General features: G+C 32.1%; 25 protein-coding genes. 1 reads left to right on the top strand and 24 read right to left on the bottom strand.

All coding sequences use genetic code 11. The features are described from left to right. Window positions 1-138: 138 nt before the first annotated feature. Window positions 139-390, top strand: a complete 252-nt coding sequence (gene rpsT, locus BTJ66_RS06515; protein WP_099090163.1) for a 30S ribosomal protein S20 — start codon at window positions 139-141, stop codon at window positions 388-390. A 118-nt stretch (window positions 391-508) separates the two neighbouring features. Here rpsT and holA read toward each other — a convergent pair whose 3' ends face one another. The 24 genes from holA to BTJ66_RS06395 all read right to left on the bottom strand — a co-directional run bounded on the left by holA (window position 509) and on the right by BTJ66_RS06395 (window position 20786). Further along, on the bottom strand, window positions 509-1483 hold the full coding sequence (gene holA / locus BTJ66_RS06510; protein ID WP_099090162.1) for a DNA polymerase III subunit delta: 975 nt from the start codon (window positions 1481-1483) through the stop codon (window positions 509-511). 72 nt (window positions 1484-1555) lie between these two features. Beyond that, window positions 1556-3679, bottom strand: coding sequence for a DNA internalization-related competence protein ComEC/Rec2 (locus tag BTJ66_RS06505; RefSeq protein WP_238597599.1), 2124 nt, complete (start codon window positions 3677-3679; stop codon window positions 1556-1558). A 92-nt stretch (window positions 3680-3771) separates the two neighbouring features. Continuing rightward, window positions 3772-4233 (bottom strand): ComE operon protein 2, encoded by a 462-nt coding sequence (locus tag BTJ66_RS06500; RefSeq protein ID WP_099090161.1) that lies wholly within the window; start codon window positions 4231-4233, stop codon window positions 3772-3774. Window positions 4234-4319: 86 nt separating this feature from the next. Next, the gene (locus BTJ66_RS06495) at window positions 4320-5033 is read right to left on the bottom strand and encodes a helix-hairpin-helix domain-containing protein (RefSeq protein WP_099090160.1); all 714 of its coding nucleotides are present in this window, start codon (window positions 5031-5033) and stop codon (window positions 4320-4322) included. A 47-nt stretch (window positions 5034-5080) separates the two neighbouring features. Continuing rightward, window positions 5081-5800, bottom strand: a complete 720-nt coding sequence (locus tag BTJ66_RS06490) for a class I SAM-dependent DNA methyltransferase (RefSeq protein WP_099090159.1) — start codon at window positions 5798-5800, stop codon at window positions 5081-5083. Window positions 5801-5802: 2 nt separating this feature from the next. After that, window positions 5803-6156, bottom strand: coding sequence for a ribosome silencing factor (gene rsfS / locus BTJ66_RS06485; RefSeq protein ID WP_099090158.1), 354 nt, complete (start codon window positions 6154-6156; stop codon window positions 5803-5805). Further along, window positions 6157-6741, bottom strand: coding sequence for a bis(5'-nucleosyl)-tetraphosphatase (symmetrical) YqeK (yqeK, locus tag BTJ66_RS06480; protein WP_099090157.1), 585 nt, complete (start codon window positions 6739-6741; stop codon window positions 6157-6159). Next, a complete protein-coding gene (gene nadD / locus BTJ66_RS06475) occupies window positions 6731-7303 on the bottom strand; it encodes a nicotinate (nicotinamide) nucleotide adenylyltransferase (RefSeq protein WP_099090156.1) in 573 nt (190 codons plus the stop codon). Before nadD ends, yqeK begins: the two co-directional genes overlap by 11 nt. Then, the gene (yhbY, locus tag BTJ66_RS06470; protein ID WP_099090155.1) at window positions 7303-7593 is read right to left on the bottom strand and encodes a ribosome assembly RNA-binding protein YhbY; all 291 of its coding nucleotides are present in this window, start codon (window positions 7591-7593) and stop codon (window positions 7303-7305) included. The genes nadD and yhbY overlap by 1 nt, the downstream gene beginning before the upstream one ends. A 15-nt stretch (window positions 7594-7608) precedes the next feature. Further along, entirely contained in the window at window positions 7609-8406 is a 798-nt protein-coding gene (gene aroE, locus BTJ66_RS06465) for a shikimate dehydrogenase (protein WP_099090154.1), read from the bottom strand. Window positions 8407-8418: 12 nt separating this feature from the next. Beyond that, window positions 8419-9516: a ribosome biogenesis GTPase YqeH gene (yqeH, locus tag BTJ66_RS06460; protein ID WP_420801878.1), complete on the bottom strand. Its 1098-nt coding sequence runs from the start codon at window positions 9514-9516 to the stop codon at window positions 8419-8421. A 9-nt stretch (window positions 9517-9525) separates the two neighbouring features. Then, window positions 9526-10053 (bottom strand): YqeG family HAD IIIA-type phosphatase, encoded by a 528-nt coding sequence (locus BTJ66_RS06455; RefSeq protein WP_099090152.1) that lies wholly within the window; start codon window positions 10051-10053, stop codon window positions 9526-9528. A 15-nt stretch (window positions 10054-10068) separates the two neighbouring features. After that, window positions 10069-10755: a 5'-methylthioadenosine/adenosylhomocysteine nucleosidase gene (locus tag BTJ66_RS06450; RefSeq protein WP_099090151.1), complete on the bottom strand. Its 687-nt coding sequence runs from the start codon at window positions 10753-10755 to the stop codon at window positions 10069-10071. Window positions 10756-10976: 221 nt separating this feature from the next. After that, window positions 10977-12209, bottom strand: coding sequence for an NRAMP family divalent metal transporter (locus BTJ66_RS06445; protein ID WP_099090150.1), 1233 nt, complete (start codon window positions 12207-12209; stop codon window positions 10977-10979). Window positions 12210-12212: 3 nt separating this feature from the next. Further along, the gene (gene pxpA, locus BTJ66_RS06440) at window positions 12213-12971 is read right to left on the bottom strand and encodes a 5-oxoprolinase subunit PxpA (RefSeq protein WP_099090149.1); all 759 of its coding nucleotides are present in this window, start codon (window positions 12969-12971) and stop codon (window positions 12213-12215) included. Further along, window positions 12971-14329: an acetyl-CoA carboxylase biotin carboxylase subunit gene (locus BTJ66_RS06435; RefSeq protein ID WP_099090148.1), complete on the bottom strand. Its 1359-nt coding sequence runs from the start codon at window positions 14327-14329 to the stop codon at window positions 12971-12973. The genes pxpA and BTJ66_RS06435 overlap by 1 nt, the downstream gene beginning before the upstream one ends. A 22-nt stretch (window positions 14330-14351) precedes the next feature. Continuing rightward, complete coding sequence (locus BTJ66_RS06430; RefSeq protein ID WP_099090147.1) at window positions 14352-14795, bottom strand: acetyl-CoA carboxylase biotin carboxyl carrier protein; 444 nt, start codon at window positions 14793-14795, stop codon at window positions 14352-14354. After that, window positions 14795-15796 (bottom strand): 5-oxoprolinase subunit C family protein, encoded by a 1002-nt coding sequence (locus BTJ66_RS06425; protein ID WP_099090146.1) that lies wholly within the window; start codon window positions 15794-15796, stop codon window positions 14795-14797. Before BTJ66_RS06425 ends, BTJ66_RS06430 begins: the two co-directional genes overlap by 1 nt. Continuing rightward, complete coding sequence (pxpB, locus tag BTJ66_RS06420; RefSeq protein ID WP_099090145.1) at window positions 15786-16520, bottom strand: 5-oxoprolinase subunit PxpB; 735 nt, start codon at window positions 16518-16520, stop codon at window positions 15786-15788. Before pxpB ends, BTJ66_RS06425 begins: the two co-directional genes overlap by 11 nt. A 295-nt stretch (window positions 16521-16815) precedes the next feature. After that, on the bottom strand, window positions 16816-17292 hold the full coding sequence (gene greA / locus BTJ66_RS06415) for a transcription elongation factor GreA (protein WP_099090144.1): 477 nt from the start codon (window positions 17290-17292) through the stop codon (window positions 16816-16818). A gap of 27 nt (window positions 17293-17319) precedes the next feature. Continuing rightward, window positions 17320-17943, bottom strand: a complete 624-nt coding sequence (udk, locus tag BTJ66_RS06410) for a uridine kinase (protein WP_099090143.1) — start codon at window positions 17941-17943, stop codon at window positions 17320-17322. Continuing rightward, a complete protein-coding gene (locus BTJ66_RS06405; RefSeq protein WP_420801877.1) occupies window positions 17943-19211 on the bottom strand; it encodes a peptidase U32 family protein in 1269 nt (422 codons plus the stop codon). Before BTJ66_RS06405 ends, udk begins: the two co-directional genes overlap by 1 nt. Window positions 19212-19224: 13 nt before the next feature. Beyond that, window positions 19225-20148 carry a peptidase U32 family protein gene (locus BTJ66_RS06400; RefSeq protein ID WP_099090142.1) on the bottom strand — a complete coding sequence of 308 codons (924 nt, stop codon included), beginning with the start codon at window positions 20146-20148 and terminating at the stop codon, window positions 19225-19227. Continuing rightward, on the bottom strand, window positions 20145-20786 hold the full coding sequence (locus tag BTJ66_RS06395) for an O-methyltransferase (RefSeq protein ID WP_099090141.1): 642 nt from the start codon (window positions 20784-20786) through the stop codon (window positions 20145-20147). The genes BTJ66_RS06400 and BTJ66_RS06395 overlap by 4 nt, the downstream gene beginning before the upstream one ends. Window positions 20787-21241 lie beyond the last annotated feature (455 nt).

Here is a 21241-nt window from a genome sequence, read left to right as displayed (position 1 = left end):
AATATTGTATCATTTATATTTTATTTACGCGCTGCACATAAATAAATGATTGCAGAAAGCTTCTTGTTTTGATAAAATATTTCTTGTTGTAATCAAATTAATTTTGATAGCGAAGATCACTTTTAGGAGGTGACACACATGCCAAACATCAAATCTGCAATCAAACGTGTTAATACAACACGTACTGCTGAAGAACGTAATATTTCTCAAAAAAATGAAATGCGTACAGCAGTTAAAAGAGCTCATACAGCTATTGAATCAAATGCTGATAACAAAGCTGACTTATTGAGCTTTGCTTTAAAAAAAGTAGATAAAGCTGCGCAACGCAACTTAATCCACGATAACAAAGCTGCTCGTATTAAGTCATCATTAATGACTGCTGCTAAATAATATTAAAGTTCAAGCAATTGCTTGAACTTTTTTTATACTTTTTTATCTGTAATATGGTATCAAAGCGTATGATGCAAATCCCCCCCACTTATCAACACATTGTTTAACATTGATGGTATTATAGCGACAAAATAAATAATTCTAAAATGAGATGTTTATCCATGTATGAAGATTTTAATTTATAGTCAGTTTCCGCACACGAATCTATAATGTTAAGTAAACTTTCAAGTTGATAATTTCTTGCTTGGTTAAGCGCTAATTTCACCCTATATGGATGAACGTTTATTGTTTTAGCAATTTGTTGGCCACTATATCCCTTTTGACTTAAAATTTTAGCTTGATAAAAAAGTCGATAATTACTTGTAATTAACGCAAGTAATTTAATAGGTTCCTCTTTCATTGCAATCAAATCTTTTACTAATTGAATAGCTTTTGTCTTATTATTTTTCTGAATAAAATCTGTTAGTAGAAAAACATTTTGCTCTAAACTTCTATTAACTATTTGATGAACGTCATGTTTGTTAATGGTAGGTCGATCACCTAAAAAGAGAATTAATTTTTCAAGTTCTTGCTTGACTATATTAAAATTAACACCAGTAAGTTCTAAAAATAATTCAAGTGCATCTTGTTTAATATCTTTAAAATTTTCATGGAGCGTATTTTTTATCCATAGCTTAATGTCTTCCTCTGACATTTGCTCTATTTTTTTAATTTGAGCATTCTTTTTTAATATTTTTACCAATTTTTTACGCTCATCTAATTTACTATGATACACTTCGAAAATAATTAAGGACTCCCCATCATATTTTTCTATAAATTCAATAAGTTGCTCAATATTATGATTTAAATCTTTTGGTGCTTTTTCGCCAGTGAACAAGTAAGCATTTTGAACAAGTACTACTTTTTTATCAGAAAAAAAGGGCATTGTTAATGTCTCTTCGATTATTGGTGATAAGTCACTTTCATATAAATTGTATTTAACAAAATTAAAATCATCTTTAGGTGCTTTCAAGTATTTGTCAATTATTTCTGCTGACTTTTTCTCAATAAGTTCAGGCACTTCTCCGTATATTGTAACTATATTATCACTCATATGTAGCACCCTTTCATCACTATTACACATTATATTATTATATCATGCAGTATGACTTCTCTCTACCAAAAATCAATTTGGATGTTGTGTTTTTATCTGTATATCCTTGGATAAAGTGATTGTAACTTCTCCAGAATGACTCGTCATGTATATTTTAGAGTCCATTGCTTTAAGTCGATATATAACTTCAATATTCGGCAAATTATATTTATTCTTTTGTCCAACGGATATCAAACTGATTCTGGGATGAATGATATTTATAAAATTTGAACCAGAACTTGTTTTACTACCATGATGTCCCACCTTTAATATATCTAAATTTTTTAGATTATACTTCTTAAGTAATAAAGACTCATTATTTTTTGAAGCATCACCCATTAGCAATATTTTAATATTGTTATATTGAATGAGTGTAATAATTGAATGTTCATTTAAATCAGTTGAATTTTGTATGGTAGCATTTAATAAATTAATATTTGCTTTACTGAGTACGAAGTGATTAAAATATTTGAAATCTAATAGTTTAATTCCGTGCTTTTGACATTGTGTTTCCAATGCATTTAATTGGTTAATATTAAAACTATCTTTGTTAATAATTATATGCTCAATTTGATATTTTCCTATCAAATAACTTAACTCTCCCATATGGTCAACATGAGGATGTGTAATGATTAAGTAGTTTAATTTCCGCAAACCATGTTTTTTCAATGTGGGAAGAATTCTAAGTTTTGAAAGCATATGATTCGTTCTATCTCCTTTTCTTGATAACACGCCACCTGTGTCAATAAGCATAGATTCCTGTTTAGCAGTTTCAAACAATATAGCGTCTCCTTGGTTTACATTCAACATAGTTAATTTATATTCATCAGAATTCGGGAGAATAGTTACAACAAAAAATAAAATGATAAAAACAATTATGAAAATGAAATAGCGTTTATGTACGAGTATGATGATTGCAGTGAGAATTAAAAATATAATAATTGTAATATGGATTTGTGATAACTCAGGTGTATACCATTTAATAGTCGTTATCTTCATAAAAATACAAATAACTTTATCATGAAGTATCAAAATAATATTCATGAATTTTGTAAATAGGCTTAAATTGAAGGGAAAATGAAGTATAAAAAAGTATAATAATGTACTTGGAAATAAAATAAATGTATAGAAAGGAACAAAAAATAAGTTAGCTAAAACGCCTACCCATTGAATTTGATTAAAATGAATAGCGCTAATAATGAGAGAGGCAAGTTGCGCAATAATAGAAATAAAGATGGTAGATTTTAATATATTGGCATTTTTCATTATGGGAAGTGAGAATAAGATACAAAAAGTAATAAAAAAAGAAAATTGAAACCCTATATTATAAATTAACTGTGGAAAAATCAAAGTAATTAATATAAAAGCAAATGAAAATATATTGAGCGAATGCTTATATATTGATTTAGGGACAAGAATTAGAATGAGCGCTACAAATGCAGCACGAATCGCACTGGGTGCCATTCCAGTATAAAAAGTATAGACTGGTAGCAAACTAAAAAGTATACATTTTATAATGAATAAGGGACACCTTATTTTATTTAAAATATAGAATAAAATACCAATTAAAGCTGAAATATGAGTACCACTTATTGCCAGTAAATGATAAATACCTATCTCTTTTAATTGATCTAATTGATAATCTTGTAGCTTAGTAGTATCTCCTGTTATTAATGCTATTATTTTAGCTGGTTCATAACTATGTTCTGTAACTAAGCGATGATATATATATTGCTTATGTTGTTCTATCAAATACATAAAATGCTTGTGGGCTAATTTACAACTAGTAAAATCTATACGGTTAATTTTGACATACAAATTGCCGCTTAATTTGCTATCACTACTCGATTTAAAACTCCCTTGAATATTACAAGAATGGTGGTTTAATACTGTTAAATTAGATGATGATATCGTTTTATTTCTTTTGTAATAATAGTTATAAACTGCATTCCCCATTTGCAGTTTACCTTTTAGAGTATCACCGCTTAATGTAGGTTTAGTTAGAAATATTGCATTAGCTCTTAAAGACTCAGTTAACATTACCTTTTGATGATTTACCATGTGGTTAAGGTGTCTTTGAAAAATACCAAATGATATAAAAGGAATACTCATTATAATGACAATTTGTTGCCACTTTAACTGCTTTATTATAAACATATAAATTAAAAATATGAAAAGAAGTATCGAAAGCATTTTGAGATGTAGCCAAAGAATACCAACTAGATAGGCTAGAGCATAATAAAACGTAACTATTTATTTATTAGATATTGTGCTACATGCTCTTGATTAAAAGGAATCTTTTTATACTCGATACCTGCTTGCTTTAATAACTCCAATGCATATTTATGATTGTGATAATCTTCAGCATAATAAATTGTATTAATTCCTGATTGAATAATTGATTTCGTACAGTTTAAGCAGGGAAAGTGCGTGACATATATAGTTGCACCATCAGTTGAAACACCCTGTTTTGCGCATTGTAACAATGCATTCATTTCAGCATGTATAGTTCTAATACAATGACCATCTTCAAGTAAACATCCTTCATCTATACAATGTACTTCACCCGAAACTGATCCGTTATATCCACCTGCAATAATTCTGTTATCCTTAACAATAGTTGCACCTACTGATAATCGTTCACATGTAGAACGTAAGGCTAATAAATGACTTTGCGCCATGAAATATTCTTCCCATTTGATTCTATCCATGATAATTTGCCTCCAATTTTATGTATGTATTAAACTTTTCGATTAATTATAGGTTAATTTGAATTTTTAAATAATGCAACAAAAATTTATACCGTTAACTTCGAACTAATTTTTTCTAATGTTTTGGCACCTATACCTTTTACATCCTTTAATTGTTCAACAGATTCAAATGCACCATGTTGTTCTCTATATTCTATAATAGCTTTAGCCTTGGATGGTCCAATACCCTTTACCAATACTAACTGTGATTCATTAGCAGTATTAAGGTTTACTTTTTCCAGATTAGAGCTATCAGTATTATCTTCTGTAGTTGCTGAATGAATATTATTTATGGCATTATTATTCAACGCTTTATTTTCTTGAACCTTTTCACCAATTTTTGGTATATAAATAACTTTTTGATCTTGTAAGCGCTCAGCTAAATTAATCTTAGACAAATCTGCATCTGGTAACAGTACTGCCTTGTCTACTAATTGTTTTACTCTATCTATATTTTTCATCTTATAAATATTCGGATGTTTTACAGCACCTTTTATATCTACAAAAATATCACTGACTTTGTTTTCGTTTTTTAATGCTGATGTCTTTCCTGACTTAGTTTCCATTTTGTTTTGTTTATTAATTATTTCAGTCGAATCATCTATACCTATATTTCTATTATTAGTACTATCGATGTTGTTTGTATTATAAAACATATACCAGCAAATTATAATTAATAATACAATTAATACACCTGCATTGATAATAACCAATTTATATTTATCAAATATAGCTTTTAATTTTGACCATTCCACTTGCAAAAAATCACTCCTTTATACATTACACGTATAAAGGAGTGATTTTACTTTTATTTTTTTACAACGAAAAATAATCGATGGCCATTTTCATTATTGTTATTGATATCAAAATCTACAAATGTCTGAATATTATTAAACCCAGTTGCTTTTAACATTGATGTGTATTCACCTTCTGTATAAGTTCGTTGATAATGTGATTCATCAAACCTTGTAAAACGATTATCATCCTGTTTAATGAAGAATGACATGTCATGCCAAACGCTATATGGTTCCTCGCCTTGAACAGCTTCCCACCCTAGGAAAACATCTTCAGTTTCATCAATATAACTTTGGTTATTAAACAAGGTGTTCATTTTATAAACTGTGTGAACATCAAACATAAAAACACCATCGTGTGCTAAATGCTGGTAAACATTGTGGAATGTATCAAGTATGTTTTCTTTTTCTGACAAATAATTTAAGGAATCACAAAATATCGTAATGGCCTCAAATTGTTGTTCTAGGTCAAAATGAGTCATATCTCCTTCGATCCAATTGACATGGTTAGATTTTTGAGTTGCTATTGCTAACATATCAACACTAATATCCATTCCAGTTACTCGATCAAAATCGGTTAATAATGAAGTTAAACTACCTGTACCACAACCAATATCTAAAATAGATTGTTTTTCGTCTGCAAAATGATCAACAATTTTCAACCAATCTTCGTATGGTTGATCTAAAGTTAGTTGATCATAAAATAAACTCATTTCTTCATATTGTTGTACCATTTTTAATAAACTGCCTGTCTATAAGATTCAAGTGGTGCATCTCTATATAGCTTTTCAATATTATAATAATCTCTTTCATCTTTGTGGAAGACGTGTACAACTACATTTGCCAAATCAATAAGAATCCATCTCGCTTCATTAAAGCCTTCCATACGTTTGACCTCAATGTCCGATTCGTTAGCTGCATCTTTGACTGCACGTGCAATAGATTGGACTTGTTTTTCATTATTGCCGTGGCAAACCACAAAATAGTCCGTCATATCGCTGATACCTTGCATATTTAAAGAAATAATATCTTCTGCTTTTTTATTCTCAGTTGCTTCAACAGCTAAACTTAACAATTGATCTGATTTCATTTAATCATCCTTTACTCTTTCGTCACTGTAATTGTAATAATTCAAGCATGCAATCGTAGCGTCATAAACATTAATATCCTTATTAATTAAATATAAAACAGTGCGCTTAGATATTTCATATATTGTTTTATCTAAGCTACCTTGATTGTATGCTAAATCTCTAATTTCTTCAACGCCTGGGGTTTGACGGCCAGGTTCTATATAGTCCGCAATAAATACAAGCTTCTCTGTTTTTGTCATTTGAGCGCGACCCGTAGTATGGTTTTTAATAGCTAATAATACTTCATCGTCATTAATCCCATACTTGTCTTTCATAATAACTGCAGCAACAGGCCCATGTAAAATTTCTGACCCATAACTCAATAGATTACTATCTAAATCATGCTGAGTAACAACTTGATACATAGAACCTAAATCATCATATTTTGAATAATCATGTAATACACCTGCAAGTTCGGCTTTATCTTTATCACCATCATATATTTCTGCGAGTTTAACAGCCGTTTCAGCGACTCTTAAAGAATGGTTGAACCGTTTTACAGGCAATTTTTCTTTTACGATTTTTATCGCTTGATCAATGTTCATATAATCCTTCCTCTCGGATATATTGTTCAACACCTGAAGAGACAAGAACTTGAATGTTTTCTCCATGTTTAACTCTATCTCTTACTAATGTTGAGCTTATATCAATACGTGGAATCTTTATTGATAGCATACCTGGTTCTACTTCTTGGACAGCTTTATTTCTATTAACTATCACAAACGTAATATATGATTTTAATTCATCAATTTTATACCATTTATCCAGTTGATTATATTGATCTGTACCAATCACCAAATACAGCTTTGCATTTTGATGTTTATCTAAAATATATTTCACCGTGTCATAAGTATAACTCTGACCTTGTCTATCTATTTCATTTAAGCAAATACTTCCAAATCCTAAATCATCTATTACAGATTGAATCATCTCAATCCTATACGTAGCATCCAAATAGTCTGTATGTTTTTTAAGTGGTGACATATAACTAGGAATAAAATAAAATTCATCCGGTTTTATATATGCATTAACTTCACTAGCTACAACCATGTGAGCGATATGAATCGGGTTAAATTGCCCACCATATAAGACAATAGATTTAGCCATTATGGAAGTTGAATTTGCTTGTTTTCTTGTGATTCTTTATAAAGTACAATCATCGACCCGATTACTTGTACGATATCACTACTTGTTGCATCACTCAATGATTGCGCTAAGTCATTTTTATCTTCAGCATTATTTTGTAATACATATATTTTAATTAATTCTCTGTTTTCTAATATATCTTGCAATTGAGCAACCATATTATCATTAATACCTGCTTTTCCAATTTGAAAAGTTGGATCTACATTGTGTGCTTTGCTGCGAAGAAATCTCTTTTGTTTACCTGTTAACATCATTTTGTCTCCTTTTTATAAATGTTTTAAAACTGTATCTTTCATAGTTTGAATGTGCGGCAGGTTACCAGTCCAAATTCTAAAACTTTCAGCACCTTGATATACAAACATATCTAATCCATTATGAATTGGATTACCTCTGGACTCTGCTATTTCTAAAATTGGTGTCTTAAATGGTACGTAAACGATATCACTGACTAATGTCTGTTCGTCTAAATTATCAAGATTAATAATGACTTCCTTATTTTCGTTCATACCAGCTGGTGTTGTATTTATAATAATGTCATATTGTGATAGTGTATTTTCAGCTTCTTGCAAACTAATTTTATTTACATCCAAATGCCAGCTTTCAAATCTTTTTATAGACCTATTTGCAATTGTTAGTCTTGGTTGCACATATTTTCTTAATTCATTTGCTAGTCCTTTACTCGCACCACCAGCACCTAAAATTAAAATATATGCATTCTCCAAATCAGGATATACTTGTTTTAAACCAGTTACATAACCAATGCCATCCGTATTGTAGCCAATCCATTTACCGTTTTCAATCTTTACAGTATTAACAGCACCAACTGTTTTGGATTGATCATCTATTTCATCTAAAAAAGGTATAATACGTTCTTTATGCGGTATTGTCACATTGAACCCAGAGAGTTCTTTGTCCTTAATTATTTCTCTAATCAGATGAAATTGTTCCTCTGAAATATCGATTGCTTCATAAGAAGATGGATCATTTAAGGCTTTAAAATTCGCATTATGCATAACTGGTGATAAAGAATGATCTATAGGATGTCCTATAACTGCATATTTCACATTAAAACCACCTTACATAATAGAATTTCGTAATACAACATCGACGTTTTTAGGCACACGAACAATTACTTTCGCACCTTCATCTATCGTAATAAATCCTAATCCTGAAATCATTACATCACGCTTTTCTTTACCCGTTTCTAAACGGACTGCTTTTACATTTTGCAAATCAAAATGCTCAGAGTTATTAGGTGGTGCTAATACTTCGCCTAATTGATTACGCCATAGTTCATTTGCATTTTCTGTTTTAGTTCTATGAATATTAAGCTCATTTGAAAAATAGCATACTAATGGGCGTTTACCACCATTGACATAATCGATGCGTGCTAAACCTCCGAAAAACAAAGTTTGTCCTTCATTTAATTGATATATGCGTTGTTTGACCTCTTTTTTTGGCATAATCGTTTTCAACTCTTTTTCAGTCACATAATGCGTCATTTGATGCGCCTGAATTACGCCTGGCGTATCGTACATAAACGAAGTATCATCTAGTGGGATATCAATCATATCCAACGTTGTACCAGGAAAGCGAGAAGTAGTTACTACGTCTTTTTCTCCCACGCTACGCTCTATCAATTTATTAATTAATGTAGATTTCCCCACGTTAGTTGTTCCCACAATATAAACGTCTTCATTATTTCTCAATGTATTAATCGAGTGCAATAAATCATCTATTCCTTCATTCTTTTCAGCTGATATTAATACAACGTCTTCAGCCTCTAAACCATATTTTTTAGCAGTTTTTTTCAACCATTCTTTAACACGACGCTTATTAATTTGTTTTGGTAATAAATCAAGTTTATTCGCTACTAAAATGATATTTTTATTACCAACAATTCGTTTAATCGCATTAATAAAAGAACCTTCAAAATCAAAAACGTCTACAACGTTTACGACAATACCTTTTTTGTCAGCTAAACCATTAAGTAACTTTAAGAAGTCTTCGCTATCAAGACCTACATCTTGCACTTCATTGTAATTTTTTAACCTAAAACATCTTTTACAAATAACGTCTTCTCTATAAAGATTAATTTCTGGAACGTAACCTGGCGCATCTGTATCTTCAGATTGTAAGGGGGCGCCACAACCGATACACTTTAATATTTCAATTTCTGCCAATCAATTTTCCTCCCATGTAATATAGCCTTTTTTTCTAAAACGTTGTAATAACCTACGTTCAATCATGCGATTGAATTTTGTTATAAAACCATCTGTTTTTTTCACTGGAACGACCATGATTGTAAATAAACCACGTCTATTACCGCCAAATACATCCGTGAGCATTTGGTCTCCAATAACAACGATTTCAGTAGGTTTCAATTTCATTAATTTAGATGCTTGATTAAAAGCACGCCCTCTTGGTTTTTTTGCTTTGAATATATAATCGACATTTAATGATTTCGAAAAACTACCCACTCGTTGTTCGTTATTATTAGAAACGATTGTTATCGTTATGCCCGCTTCTCTCACTTTATTAAACCATTCTTTTACTGCTTGTGTTGGATCTGCCTCATCCCAACCTACAAGTGTATTATCTAAATCCGTAATTATACCTTTTACACCAGAATTTGCTAATTTTTCTATATCAATTTGAAAAATTGATTGTACATATTCGTTTGGCATAAAATAATGCTTTATGATACCCATTTTTTATTCACCTTTTTATATAGTTTTAATTAAACGACTTACAATTTCGCTTGAAGAAATTGCTGCTTTTTCTAAAAATGCTTCAAATGTCATACTTGCTTTACCATCTGCTAAATCAGAAATAGCACGTGTAATTATAAATGGTATTTTAAACTGATAACATGTCTGCGCTATCGCAGTTGCTTCCATTTCTGCTGCCATTGCCTGTGGGAAATTAGTTTTAATAAGTGCGCGTTGCTCTGCTGTTCCAATAAAACTATCCCCACTCACAATTAGTCCAGTCTTAGCAACCAATTTTTCTTTGCTTATTGTCTCTTTTACCAACTCAATTAAATGATTATCTGCAACAAATTGTGCAGGCATTTGAGGAATTTGACCTAGTTGATAACCAAACGCTCTCGCATCTGCATCATGATAAGCAACCATATCACTGACTACAATATCGCCCACGTTAAGAGATTTATCTAATGCACCTGCTGAGCCAGTATTAATAATTAATTCCGGATTAAAACGCTCTAACAATAATGTTGTAGAGATTGCTACATTAACCTTTCCAATACCACTTTGCGTCAATACAACATCTTTATCATGTAAAAGTCCTTTATAAAAAACGACATGCGCAATATTTATAACTTCTAAATCAACCATTTTCTCTTTTAAGATTGCTATTTCTTCTTCCATAGCCCCTATAATACCTATCAATATATTTCACCTCATCTTATAAATCCTAGCCTTTGTATTCTACCACATTTGAACACATTGCTCGATAATGATTCAATCTTTTACATTAAATAATAATAAACGAAATCATTGAAGCATTTAATCGTATAAATTTATCATAATTTTATCAATTTAATATTATACATCAAAAAAACCTGATATCAACATTGGTTCATGTTAATATCAGGCCGTTTTATATAAAATTAACTTCCAAATAGTTCACCTAATCCTTGAAGTGAGAAGATACCAGTGACAATGGTTACAACAACTGCCACTATGCCGAAAACTAACATCCAAGTGGGATGCTTGTAATCCCCGACAATTGATTTTCGTTTACTAGCAATTAATATCGTACCTAATGTGATTGGTAATATTAAACCGTTGAGTGCGCCTGCTACGATTAGCAATGTAACTGGCTTACCTAAGAATAGGAAGACGATTGTTGAAATAACGATAAAACTTATAACAATAATATTTGTTTTATTATAGAAAGACTTATGCAAGGTCTTCATGAACGTAGCACTTGTGTATGCCGAACCAATTACAGATGACATCGCTGCTGCAAACAGTACAACGCCAAATATATTACGACCTACTGGACCAAGTACATGTTCAAAAACGGACGCTGGTGGATTCTCTGAGTTTAATGTAACTCCTGTTACAACAACACCAAGTACTGCTAAAAATAATAAAGTACGTAAAATGCCTGTAGTTAATATACCAGAAACAGCAGCTCTATTTACAAATGGCAAATATTCTTTACCTTTTATACCAGAATCTAATATTCTATGTGCTCCTGCAAAAGTAATATAACCACCAACCGTGCCACCAACTAATGTAATAATAGGTAATACAAGTGCTAGTGGTTGCTCAGGCATTACTAAATGCTGTGCAGCATCTGCATATGGTGGATTCGCTTTAAACATGACAAACGCGATTACAATAATCATTAATAAACCTAGGAACATCGTTACGACATCCATGATTTTCTGACCACTCTTACTAACAAAAATACCGATTGATAATACCGCTGTAAATGCAGCTCCAATTCTGATATCCAAACCGAATATAGCATTTAAACCAAGTCCTGCTCCAGCGATATTCCCGATATTAAATGCAAAACCACCAATTGCTATTAATATTGAAATAACGGTCCCAAGTCCAGGTAAAATTTCATTAGAAACTTCCTGTCCACGTTTACCAGTAACAACAAGTACACGCCAAATGTTAATTTGTGCCCCTATATCAATTAATATAGATAGTAAAATGGCAAATGCAAAGCTTGATGCAAACTGAGCTGTAAATACAGCAGTTTGTGTCAAGAATGCTGGACCTATGGCTGATGTAGCCATTAAAAATACAGAACCTAATAATAACCTTTTATGGTTTTTGGTAAACTTAAAATCATTCTCTTCTAACTTCGACTTCCTTTGCATTGATTAGCCCCCTAGCCTTGTAATTGAAACGCCTTCTTTCATTAATCTTTCTTTAATTTTACAAACAAAATTCAAAGCATGTTCACCATCTCCATGAACACAAATTGTATCTGCTTGAATTTCAATCGTGTTATTATGTTTCGTAATAACCTTTTGAAATTTGACCATATTTACAACTTGATCAATCGCTTCGTTAGTATCAGTGATTAATGCATCACTCTCTTTTCTACTCACTAACTGGCCGTCATCTTCATAACGTCTATCGGCAAATACCTCTGATGCAGTAGTTAATCCAACTCGTTTAGCTTCAGAAATTAAAAATGTATTTGATAGCCCTATGTATATAATTTCAGGATCGAAATCATAGACTGCTTGAGCAATCGCATGGGCGATATCTTTATCTCTAGCGCCCATCTGATATAGTGCACCATGTGGCTTAACATGGTTAATTTTGACATTATGAATTTGACAAAAACCATTAAGCGCACCAAGTTGATAAATCACAATATCATAAATTTCTGTTGTTGAAAAGTCCATATTTCTACGACCAAATCCTTGTAAATCTGGAAGTCCTGGATGTGCGCCAATACCAACATTATTTTCATTAACAAGTTGTACCGTATTATTCATGACAGATTGATCTCCAGCATGAAAGCCACACGCAATATTTGCAGAGGTAATAAGCGGTATAATTTTTTCATCTCCACCAAATGAATAATTACCAAAAGCTTCTCCTAAATCACAATTCAAATCTACTTTCATTATGCTTCCTCCTTTATTATTTGATGTCTATCTAAAAATTTGATATCCACGTTACTTGCATCTCCTACTGCATATTCAGGATATGATAACACAGCATATAAGAAATCAGCAGTTGTTGTAAAGCCATCGATGACCATTTCGTCAAGTGCAACTTTTAATTTTTTAATCGCAAGATGCCTGGTAGTTGACTTTACAATCACCTTCGCAACTAATGAATCGTAGTTAGGTGACACTTTGTAACCATGGTACAACAAACTATCTACTCGAATATTGAAACCTTGAGGTAAATGTAAGGCTTCAACAGTGCCTGGTGTTGGTTGAAATTGTTTTTCCGGATTTTCTGCATTTATTCTTGCTTCAATAACATGACCATCAAAATGAATTTCATCTTGTGTGAATGGTAACTGACCATGTTGCATCAGATACAGTTGAGCCTGTAACAGATCTCTATTTGTTCTCATCTCTGTCACGGTATGTTCTACTTGAATACGTGCATTCATTTCAATAAAATAATATGCATCATCAGTGACCAAATATTCAATCGTACCTGCACTTCGATAATTAGAAGCACGAGCAACTTTAACTGCATCATGACACATAGATTCACGCATTGAATCGGATATTGCGGCACATGGCGATTCTTCTATTAGTTTTTGGTTTTTTCTTTGAACTGAGCAATCTCTTTCTCCTAAGTGAATATAATTATTTTTGCCATCACCAATAACTTGAACTTCAACGTGTTTTGCTACAGGTATGAACGCCTCAACATAAACACGAGCATCATCAAAATATTTTTTCCCTTCACTTTTCGCTTCTTTAAAAGCTTTTTGTAGTTCTTGTTCGGACTTTACAATACGTATACCTTTACCGCCACCACCACTTGCAGCTTTTAACACGAGCGGGTAGCCAGTATCTTGTGCTATGGATTTCACTTCGTCGATTGTTTCAACGGCACTTGTAGAACCAGGAATAATAGGAACACCTGCGTTATCAACAGTTTGTCGCGCCGTGATTTTGTCACCCATCATTTCCATTGTTGTTTTAGTCGGACCTATGAAATAAATACCATTTTCTTCTACTTTTTGCGCAAAAGACGCACTTTCAGACAAGAAACCGTATCCAGGATGAATCGCATTTGCTTCTGTAATTTTAGCAGCGCTTATAATCCGTTCCTGATTTAAATAACTCTCAAGTGGATTTGCTTCGCCTATACAAATAGCTTGGTCGGCTAAACTCACATGTAAACTTAACTCATCACCCAATGCATAAATTGCAACAGTTTCAATATTTAATTCTCTGCACGCTCTTATGATACGTACAGCAATTTCTCCTCTATTTGCTATCAGACAACGATACAATACAAACACCCCTTTTTTCGACTTATTTCACGTTAACGATCAGTTGATTGTATTCAACATTTGAACCATGCTCTACTAAAATTTCTTCTACAATACCAGAAACGTCGCTAGTAACTTCATTTAGAACTTTCATAGCTTCAATATATCCGACTGTATCTCCTTTTTTAATTTCATCACCGACTTGAATGATTGGATCTGTTAATTCCTTTTCATCTTGTAAGAAAAATGTGCCAACCATTGGCGATTTAATTTGGTGCAATGCATTATTATCTGTTGAAGTATTTTGGGTATTTTCATTTTTTGAACTACTTTGATCACTTTGAGATGTTAACTGTGAAGCAATTTGATTCGTATTACCTTCAGTAAAATCGATTTCTATTTCATTTTCATAATCTTTGTATTTAAATTTTTTGACCTCATTATCTTTAACTAATTTAATTAACTGTTCTACTTTTTCAAAATTCATTATGATTCTCCTTTTAACAAACGATTTATACGTGATGATGTTACGCGTAGCGCTTTTATTTCAAAAACTGGGTTTTTCTTTATTGATAATTGTTTAGCAGCAAAGTCCTGCTCTCTTTGTTCCAGCATTTTTACTGCTTCTTCAACAGTTATCCATTGAAAATTGATCGATTCATTTGGTTTTTTTTGAACTAACTTAGGTAAATCAACCACACATACAGTAGCAATTTTCGTGTATCCACCCACAGTTTGTTTATCATTTAATAAGATAATTGGATTTCCATCATTTGGTACTTGAATACTTCCTAATGCAACAGGCTCTGAAATGATATCAGCAGTTTCAGTTGGTGCTACATTTTCTCCTTGTAAACGGAATCCCATTCGGTCTGATTTTTCAGAAATTTTGAATGTTGTGGATGTTAGTGTCTCTCTAACTTCGTCCGAGAACTGTTCTATTTGTGGGCCTTCAATGATATGTATCGTTTCTTGATCGCTCTTGTCGATAGATGCACTTATACCTAAATGGGATAAATAATCATTATTTTGTCGACATGTAATTACATCTCCCTTTTTCAAAGCGCGTCCTTTAAATCCTCCAATTTGACTTCGAGTATGTGTAGCATAACTATTAGCTATTAAAGGTACATCAATAGGTTTTCCAAAAGCCACATACCCTCGGGCACCCTGAACAGCTGTACTCAATTTTAAGATGTCTCCTTTTTGCGCTTTAATAACAGTTTGGTGAGAGATAGGCTCATCATTAATCGTAGCGTTAAAACGTGCACCGGTTATAACAAATGAATTATCCGCTAAAAATTGAATAGATGGTCCAATAATTGTAATCTCTATAGTTGGGCCTTCATTGTCTATTAAAGTCTGTGCAAGTCTCATCGCATAGTTATCTAATGCACCTGCTGTTGAAAACCCTTGATTTTGATAGCCAATCCTACCTTTATCTTGTATTGTACTGAACAATCCTGACGTTAATATCTTAATGCTCATAATCTACGCTCACCCACTTCTCGATATCAAATTGATTACGTTCTTGTTCTTGTTCTATTTGAGTTAATGTATCTGCATCAATTGCATAAAATTTAATGTAATCACCCGCGTTATATAAACACATTGGTCTTCGATTGATATCAAAGACTTGTATGGGTGTCTGTCCGATAATCTGCCAACCACCTGGTGATGATTTCGGATATAATCCTGTTTGATTATTCGCTATACCAACAGAACCCATAGGTATATTTGTTCTAGGTTCTTTTCTCCTAGGTGTATGTAATTGTTTATTTAGACCACCTAAAAATGGAAATCCCGGCATAAAACCAAGCATATATATTAAGTAAGCGTTTTCTGTATGTAAAGCTATAACTTCCTCATTAGTTAATTGATTATGTTGTGCGACCTCTTCTAAATCTGGCCCGCATTTACCACCATAATAAACCGGAATATGTAAAATTCTTGGCTGCGGATATGTTGTCTTTCCTGCTAATTTATCAATCTTGTCTAAGTTTAATGCGTTCACAACTTCTGTTACATCACTTTGTGTTATATCAATATTTAACATAATAGCGCGATATGAAGGTATTATTTCAATTATTGCTTCATTTTTTTGATCTTTAATGTATTGCGCTATATACTGTACTTCTTTGAAAGTATCAGGATCTATTTGAGCTTCAAAATAAATCATAATGGTTTGTTCATTTATTATTTTATATTCCAGAAACGTTGCCCCCCTTTATTCAATAAGCACAACTAATTATAATTTCAAACTAAGTTGTACGTTCAACATTTCTATTATATCACTTATTATAAAATTCTGTTTAATAGCAAATAATTATCATTGGTTATAATAAAATCCAAATTTGACTTAAATTATGCTTTTTAAAATTGTGTAAATCAAATAAAATAATAATTGTTATCAATTTATCAGAATAAAGCCAACAAGTATAGAAATATTTCATTAAAGTGTAAAATCCCCCACACATATGACATGTATGGGGGAATTTTACATTTACTTATTTGATGTTTACTATTTTAACGTTGATTTCCCCACCATTAGGTAGAGAAACGCGTACTTCATCATCTAATTTTTTGCCAATTAAACTTTTAGCCATAGGCGATTCATTGGAAATCTTACCTTTAAATGCATCAGATTCCGCAGAACCAACGATTTGATACTCTTCCTCTTCTTCACCAGGTAATTCAACAATTGTAACTGTTTTACCAAGTTGAACTTCGTTATTATCACCTGTATCTTCTATTATAAGTGCATTGCGCAACATGTGTTCTACACGTTGGATATCTTGCTCAATGAAACCTTGTTCATCTTTAGCTGCATCATACTCTGAGTTCTCAGATAAATCACCAAAAGAACGTGCAACTTTAATTTTTTCAACGACTTCAGGTCGTTTGACTGTTTTTAATTCTTCAAGCTCTTGTTCTAATTTCTCAAAACCTTCTTGAGTCATTGGATATTGTTTTTGATTTTCCATTATGTCATCTTCCTTTACTTATAAATACTATTGTTTACTTACTAAAGTTTGAATCTTAGTCGTCATTATATCGATTGCTACTTTATTACTGCCACCTTCGGGTATAATAATATCTGCATATCTTTTAGTAGGTTCTATGAATTGATTATGCATAGGTCTAACAACATTGAGATATTGATTAACAACAGATTCCATTGTGCGTCCTCTTTCTTCAGTATCACGAAGAAGACGTCTTAAAATTCTCAGGTCAGCATCGGTATCAACATAAATTTTGACATCCATTAAATCTCTTAATGTTTTGTTTTCAAGTGCAAATATGCCTTCTACGATAATAACATCTTTTGGCTCAAATGCAATCGTTTCCTTACTTCTCGTATGATTTGAATAGTCATATGTTGGCACTTCAACCTGTTTACCATTTCTCAAGTCATTCAAATTATCGATTAATAAATCGTTATCAAATGCAAATGGATGGTCGTAATTGGTTTCTAAACGTTCATCAAAAGTTAAATGTGATTGGTCTTTATAATAATAGTCTTGAGCCAATAGTGCAACACTATGACCTTCTAAATTTTTCATTATTTCATTTGTAACTGATGTTTTTCCTGATCCAGAACCACCGGCTATACCAATAATTGTTGTGTTTTTCATTACCCAATTTCCTTTCTCATCATATTATTCGCATAAATTGGATAATCGACTTTAATTTGAACAATCTGCAATGGATGTCGTGCAGCATCAAGTTCATTACCCTCTTCATCATAAATTGTTTCCACAACTTGTCGAAAAGTATCAATTTCTGGTCCGAAAAATTCAATTTCTTGCCCAGGCTCAAATTTATTACGTTGTTGTATTGTAGCAATTTTTGATTCTATATCATAATCCAATACTAATCCACAAAAATCATAATTAGAGTTTTTCTTATTTTGCAATCCAAACATTTGCTCTTCATAACCAGGTGTACCTTCAATAAATGCAGAAGCAGTATCCCTATTTGCACATTTATCTAATTCAATTAACCATTCTGGTTTGATTTTAAAGTTATCAGGGTCTTTAGCATAAGCATCAATAACTTTTCTATACACTGAGACAACCGTAGCAATATAATGGATTGATTTCATACGCCCCTCTATTTTTAATGAATCCACACCAATATCCATCATATTAGGAATCGCTTCTATTAATTTCAAATCCTTTGGACTCATAGCAAAAGGTGCAACTTCTTTATCACCATAGTATAAATCTAATTCTCCTTCAGAATCAACTTGTAATAAATCATAATCCCAGCGACAACTTTGGCAACAACCGCCACGATTTGAATCTCGAGCTGTCATATGATTACTTAACGTACACCTTCCTGAATATGCAATACACATTGCGCCATGAATAAAAGATTCAATTTCTATATCAACTTTTTCTTTCATCTCTTTCATTTCCATCGCACCCGTTTCACGCGCTAAAACAACTCTATCCAATCCTTCTTCTTTCCAAAACTCTACAGCTTTATAATTAGAAAGTGATTGTTGCGTTGAGAGATGAATTTCTAATTCCGGTGCAACTTTTTTACAAGTCTCAATAATAAGAGGATCAGCTACGATAATTCCAGTAGCACCAGTTAATGCTAAATCGCGTAAATAGCTATCTAACCCATCCATGTTTTCATCATGTGCAATGATATTTGTAGTGACATAAATTTTAGCGCCATAACTTTTGGCAAATGTCACGCCTTCTTTAATTTCTGCCATTGTAAAATTGTCAGCATTTGACCTCAATCCATATTCTTGGCCACCTAGAAAAACAGCATCAGCACCATAGTGAATGGCGATTTTAAGTTTCTCTAAGTTACCTGCTGGTGCTAGTAGTTCGGGCTTTTTCATTTTAGGTTTATTTTGAACATTAATTTCTTCTAAAATTTTCACTCGTCAACCTCCATTAATATACTGTCTGTTTAAATAAGAAACCTTCGTCAAATGGACGGTGTTCCGGTTGTATGGCTTCTATTGGATCAACAAGCATAAACTTTTCATCTTCATAGGCTTCTGGATCCTCATTATACAAATCTATTGCTTCTCTATATTGTTCAGTACAAACATTAATATAATTTTCTGATTGCAATATGCCGTCTATTTTAAGGGAGTCTATGCCAGCATCTAGTAAGGGCTCTAATTCTTCTATTAGACAAATATCGTTCGGTGACATAATATGGGTGCCATTATAATCTTCATAAACAGGATATTTATTATCACGTTCTTCGTCATATAATAATAAGCTACGCTCATCAATGTTGCGCTTAATTTTCATTTGCCGTTCTTGAAAAGTATAATAGTTACCTAATAACATGCGTTTTGATTGGAACATACAGGTCATGCCATGTACCTGAACTTCAATTTCAACGTTAGCATGTGCTTTTATATTGAGTATTTCATCTAAACTGAGTTCTCTAGCAAGTTGTGCACGTGCAGCACCTTTTTGTCCCCAATAATTACATTGAAAGTGATTAGTAACTAACGCTTCTGCATCCCAATTTAATGCAATTGGATTTGCTTGCTGTTTAACAAACATAACCACTGCTGGATCGCCGAAGATAATTCGATCAACTTTTATTTCGTGAAGAAATTGAATATAATCTTCGAGTGCATTTAAATGATAATTATGAAATATACCATTTACAGCCGCATATGCTTTTTTACCATTGTGGTGAATCATATCCACAGCTTCAATCATTGCAGTTTTATTAAATTCACCAGCTAACCTCAAACCAAATTTCTGTTCACCAATGACAAATGCATCTGCACCTTTTTCAATTAATGTTTCAATATGTTTAACAGATTTTGGTGTAACTAATAATTCTGTCATTTTGATTCTCCTTTAATTGAAATTGCTAAGCCATCATCCATATTTAAAAAATTAGTTGTATATGATTCATTATTCATAAGCCATTCATTATATTCAATCACTCTTTTTACCATTTGTCGGACATTCCGAGTACGTACAACTGAAATATCAGAAACAAAGCCATGATATAGCACATTGTCGGTAATAACTATACCACCCTCTTTTAATAGTGGTGTATAGAGTTCGAAAAACTTCTTAGACTGCGCTTTAGCAGCATCAATAAATATCATATCATAAGCTCTATCATTGACATTTGAAAATTGCTCTAACGCATCACCTTCGACTAGCCTAATTTGATTGGAAAGGCAGTATTTTTCTATATTTTCCTTAGCTTTAAGTTGCATTTCAGAGTCACGTTCAATAGTCGTAATATTTATATCCTTGGAAACAGATGCAAACTGCATTGCACTATAACCAATGGCAGTACCAATTTCTAAAATATTTTGAGGTTTATGTAATCTAATCAATTGTTTTATCATATCCAAAGTTAGCTTATCTACAATTGGTACTTTATTAGCTTCTGCATATGTTCTTAGAGCCTCAATATTTACATCCGTTTGCGTATGTAAATTCAATAAATAGGATTGATTGTTATCCATTTTTCAAAACTTCCTTCATTTGTAAAATAATACATAAGCATTAAACAATAAAATAAATCAGTCAACTTTGACTGATTATACATTTTAAAAGTAATTTAATAATTGCATGACTATGTACAATTTATCTTTTCTCTTTCTTCTTGCATATATGCAATTCGTTTACGTATGTACTTAAATTTAACTTTATATATTTTACCATAAACCCCTTAATAATATAAGTATAAATTACACTGAATATGAATCTCTAGGCATAGGCAAAGAGTGACAAATCGATTTATATCGTTATTCATAAACCATACTGAATATTCAGTATGGTTTCAGACTGTCAACAAAGTCTACGACTTTGTTGGCAGTTTTTTTATGCACGCTTTCCGCGGGCACTGCCTTAGCCTGTAGTCTTCGGCTAGTGCTATTCCCGCAGGAGTCGGCATAAATCACTGCCAATATTACACAAA

The sequence above is a fragment of the Staphylococcus edaphicus genome (assembly GCF_002614725.1).
GTDB classification, from domain to species: Bacteria; Bacillota; Bacilli; order Staphylococcales; family Staphylococcaceae; genus Staphylococcus; species Staphylococcus edaphicus.
This window is presented reverse-complemented; position numbering and strand designations above follow the sequence as displayed.

Bases quoted from the DNA above. Each gene is read 5' to 3' on its own strand.
- rpsT (WP_099090163.1), top strand. From the start codon at position 139: ATGCCAAACATCAAATCTGCAATCAAACGTGTTAATACAACACGTACT.
- holA (WP_099090162.1), bottom strand. From the start codon at position 1,483: ATGAGTGATAATATAGTTACAATATACGGAGAAGTGCCTGAACTTATT.
- BTJ66_RS06505 (WP_238597599.1), bottom strand. From the start codon at position 3,679: ATGTTTATAATAAAGCAGTTAAAGTGGCAACAAATTGTCATTATAATG.
- BTJ66_RS06500 (WP_099090161.1), bottom strand. From the start codon at position 4,233: ATGGATAGAATCAAATGGGAAGAATATTTCATGGCGCAAAGTCATTTA.
- BTJ66_RS06490 (WP_099090159.1), bottom strand. From the start codon at position 5,800: ATGGTACAACAATATGAAGAAATGAGTTTATTTTATGATCAACTAACT.
- rsfS (WP_099090158.1), bottom strand. From the start codon at position 6,156: ATGAAATCAGATCAATTGTTAAGTTTAGCTGTTGAAGCAACTGAGAAT.
- yqeK (WP_099090157.1), bottom strand. From the start codon at position 6,741: ATGAACATTGATCAAGCGATAAAAATCGTAAAAGAAAAATTGCCTGTA.
- nadD (WP_099090156.1), bottom strand. From the start codon at position 7,303: ATGGCTAAATCTATTGTCTTATATGGTGGGCAATTTAACCCGATTCAT.
- yhbY (WP_099090155.1), bottom strand. From the start codon at position 7,593: ATGTTAACAGGTAAACAAAAGAGATTTCTTCGCAGCAAAGCACACAAT.
- BTJ66_RS06455 (WP_099090152.1), bottom strand. From the start codon at position 10,053: ATGGGTATCATAAAGCATTATTTTATGCCAAACGAATATGTACAATCA.
- BTJ66_RS06445 (WP_099090150.1), bottom strand. From the start codon at position 12,209: ATGCAAAGGAAGTCGAAGTTAGAAGAGAATGATTTTAAGTTTACCAAA.
- pxpA (WP_099090149.1), bottom strand. From the start codon at position 12,971: ATGAAAGTAGATTTGAATTGTGATTTAGGAGAAGCTTTTGGTAATTAT.
- BTJ66_RS06430 (WP_099090147.1), bottom strand. From the start codon at position 14,795: ATGAATTTTGAAAAAGTAGAACAGTTAATTAAATTAGTTAAAGATAAT.
- BTJ66_RS06425 (WP_099090146.1), bottom strand. From the start codon at position 15,796: ATGAGCATTAAGATATTAACGTCAGGATTGTTCAGTACAATACAAGAT.
- greA (WP_099090144.1), bottom strand. From the start codon at position 17,292: ATGGAAAATCAAAAACAATATCCAATGACTCAAGAAGGTTTTGAGAAA.
- udk (WP_099090143.1), bottom strand. From the start codon at position 17,943: ATGAAAAACACAACAATTATTGGTATAGCCGGTGGTTCTGGATCAGGA.
- BTJ66_RS06400 (WP_099090142.1), bottom strand. From the start codon at position 20,148: ATGACAGAATTATTAGTTACACCAAAATCTGTTAAACATATTGAAACA.
- BTJ66_RS06395 (WP_099090141.1), bottom strand. From the start codon at position 20,786: ATGGATAACAATCAATCCTATTTATTGAATTTACATACGCAAACGGAT.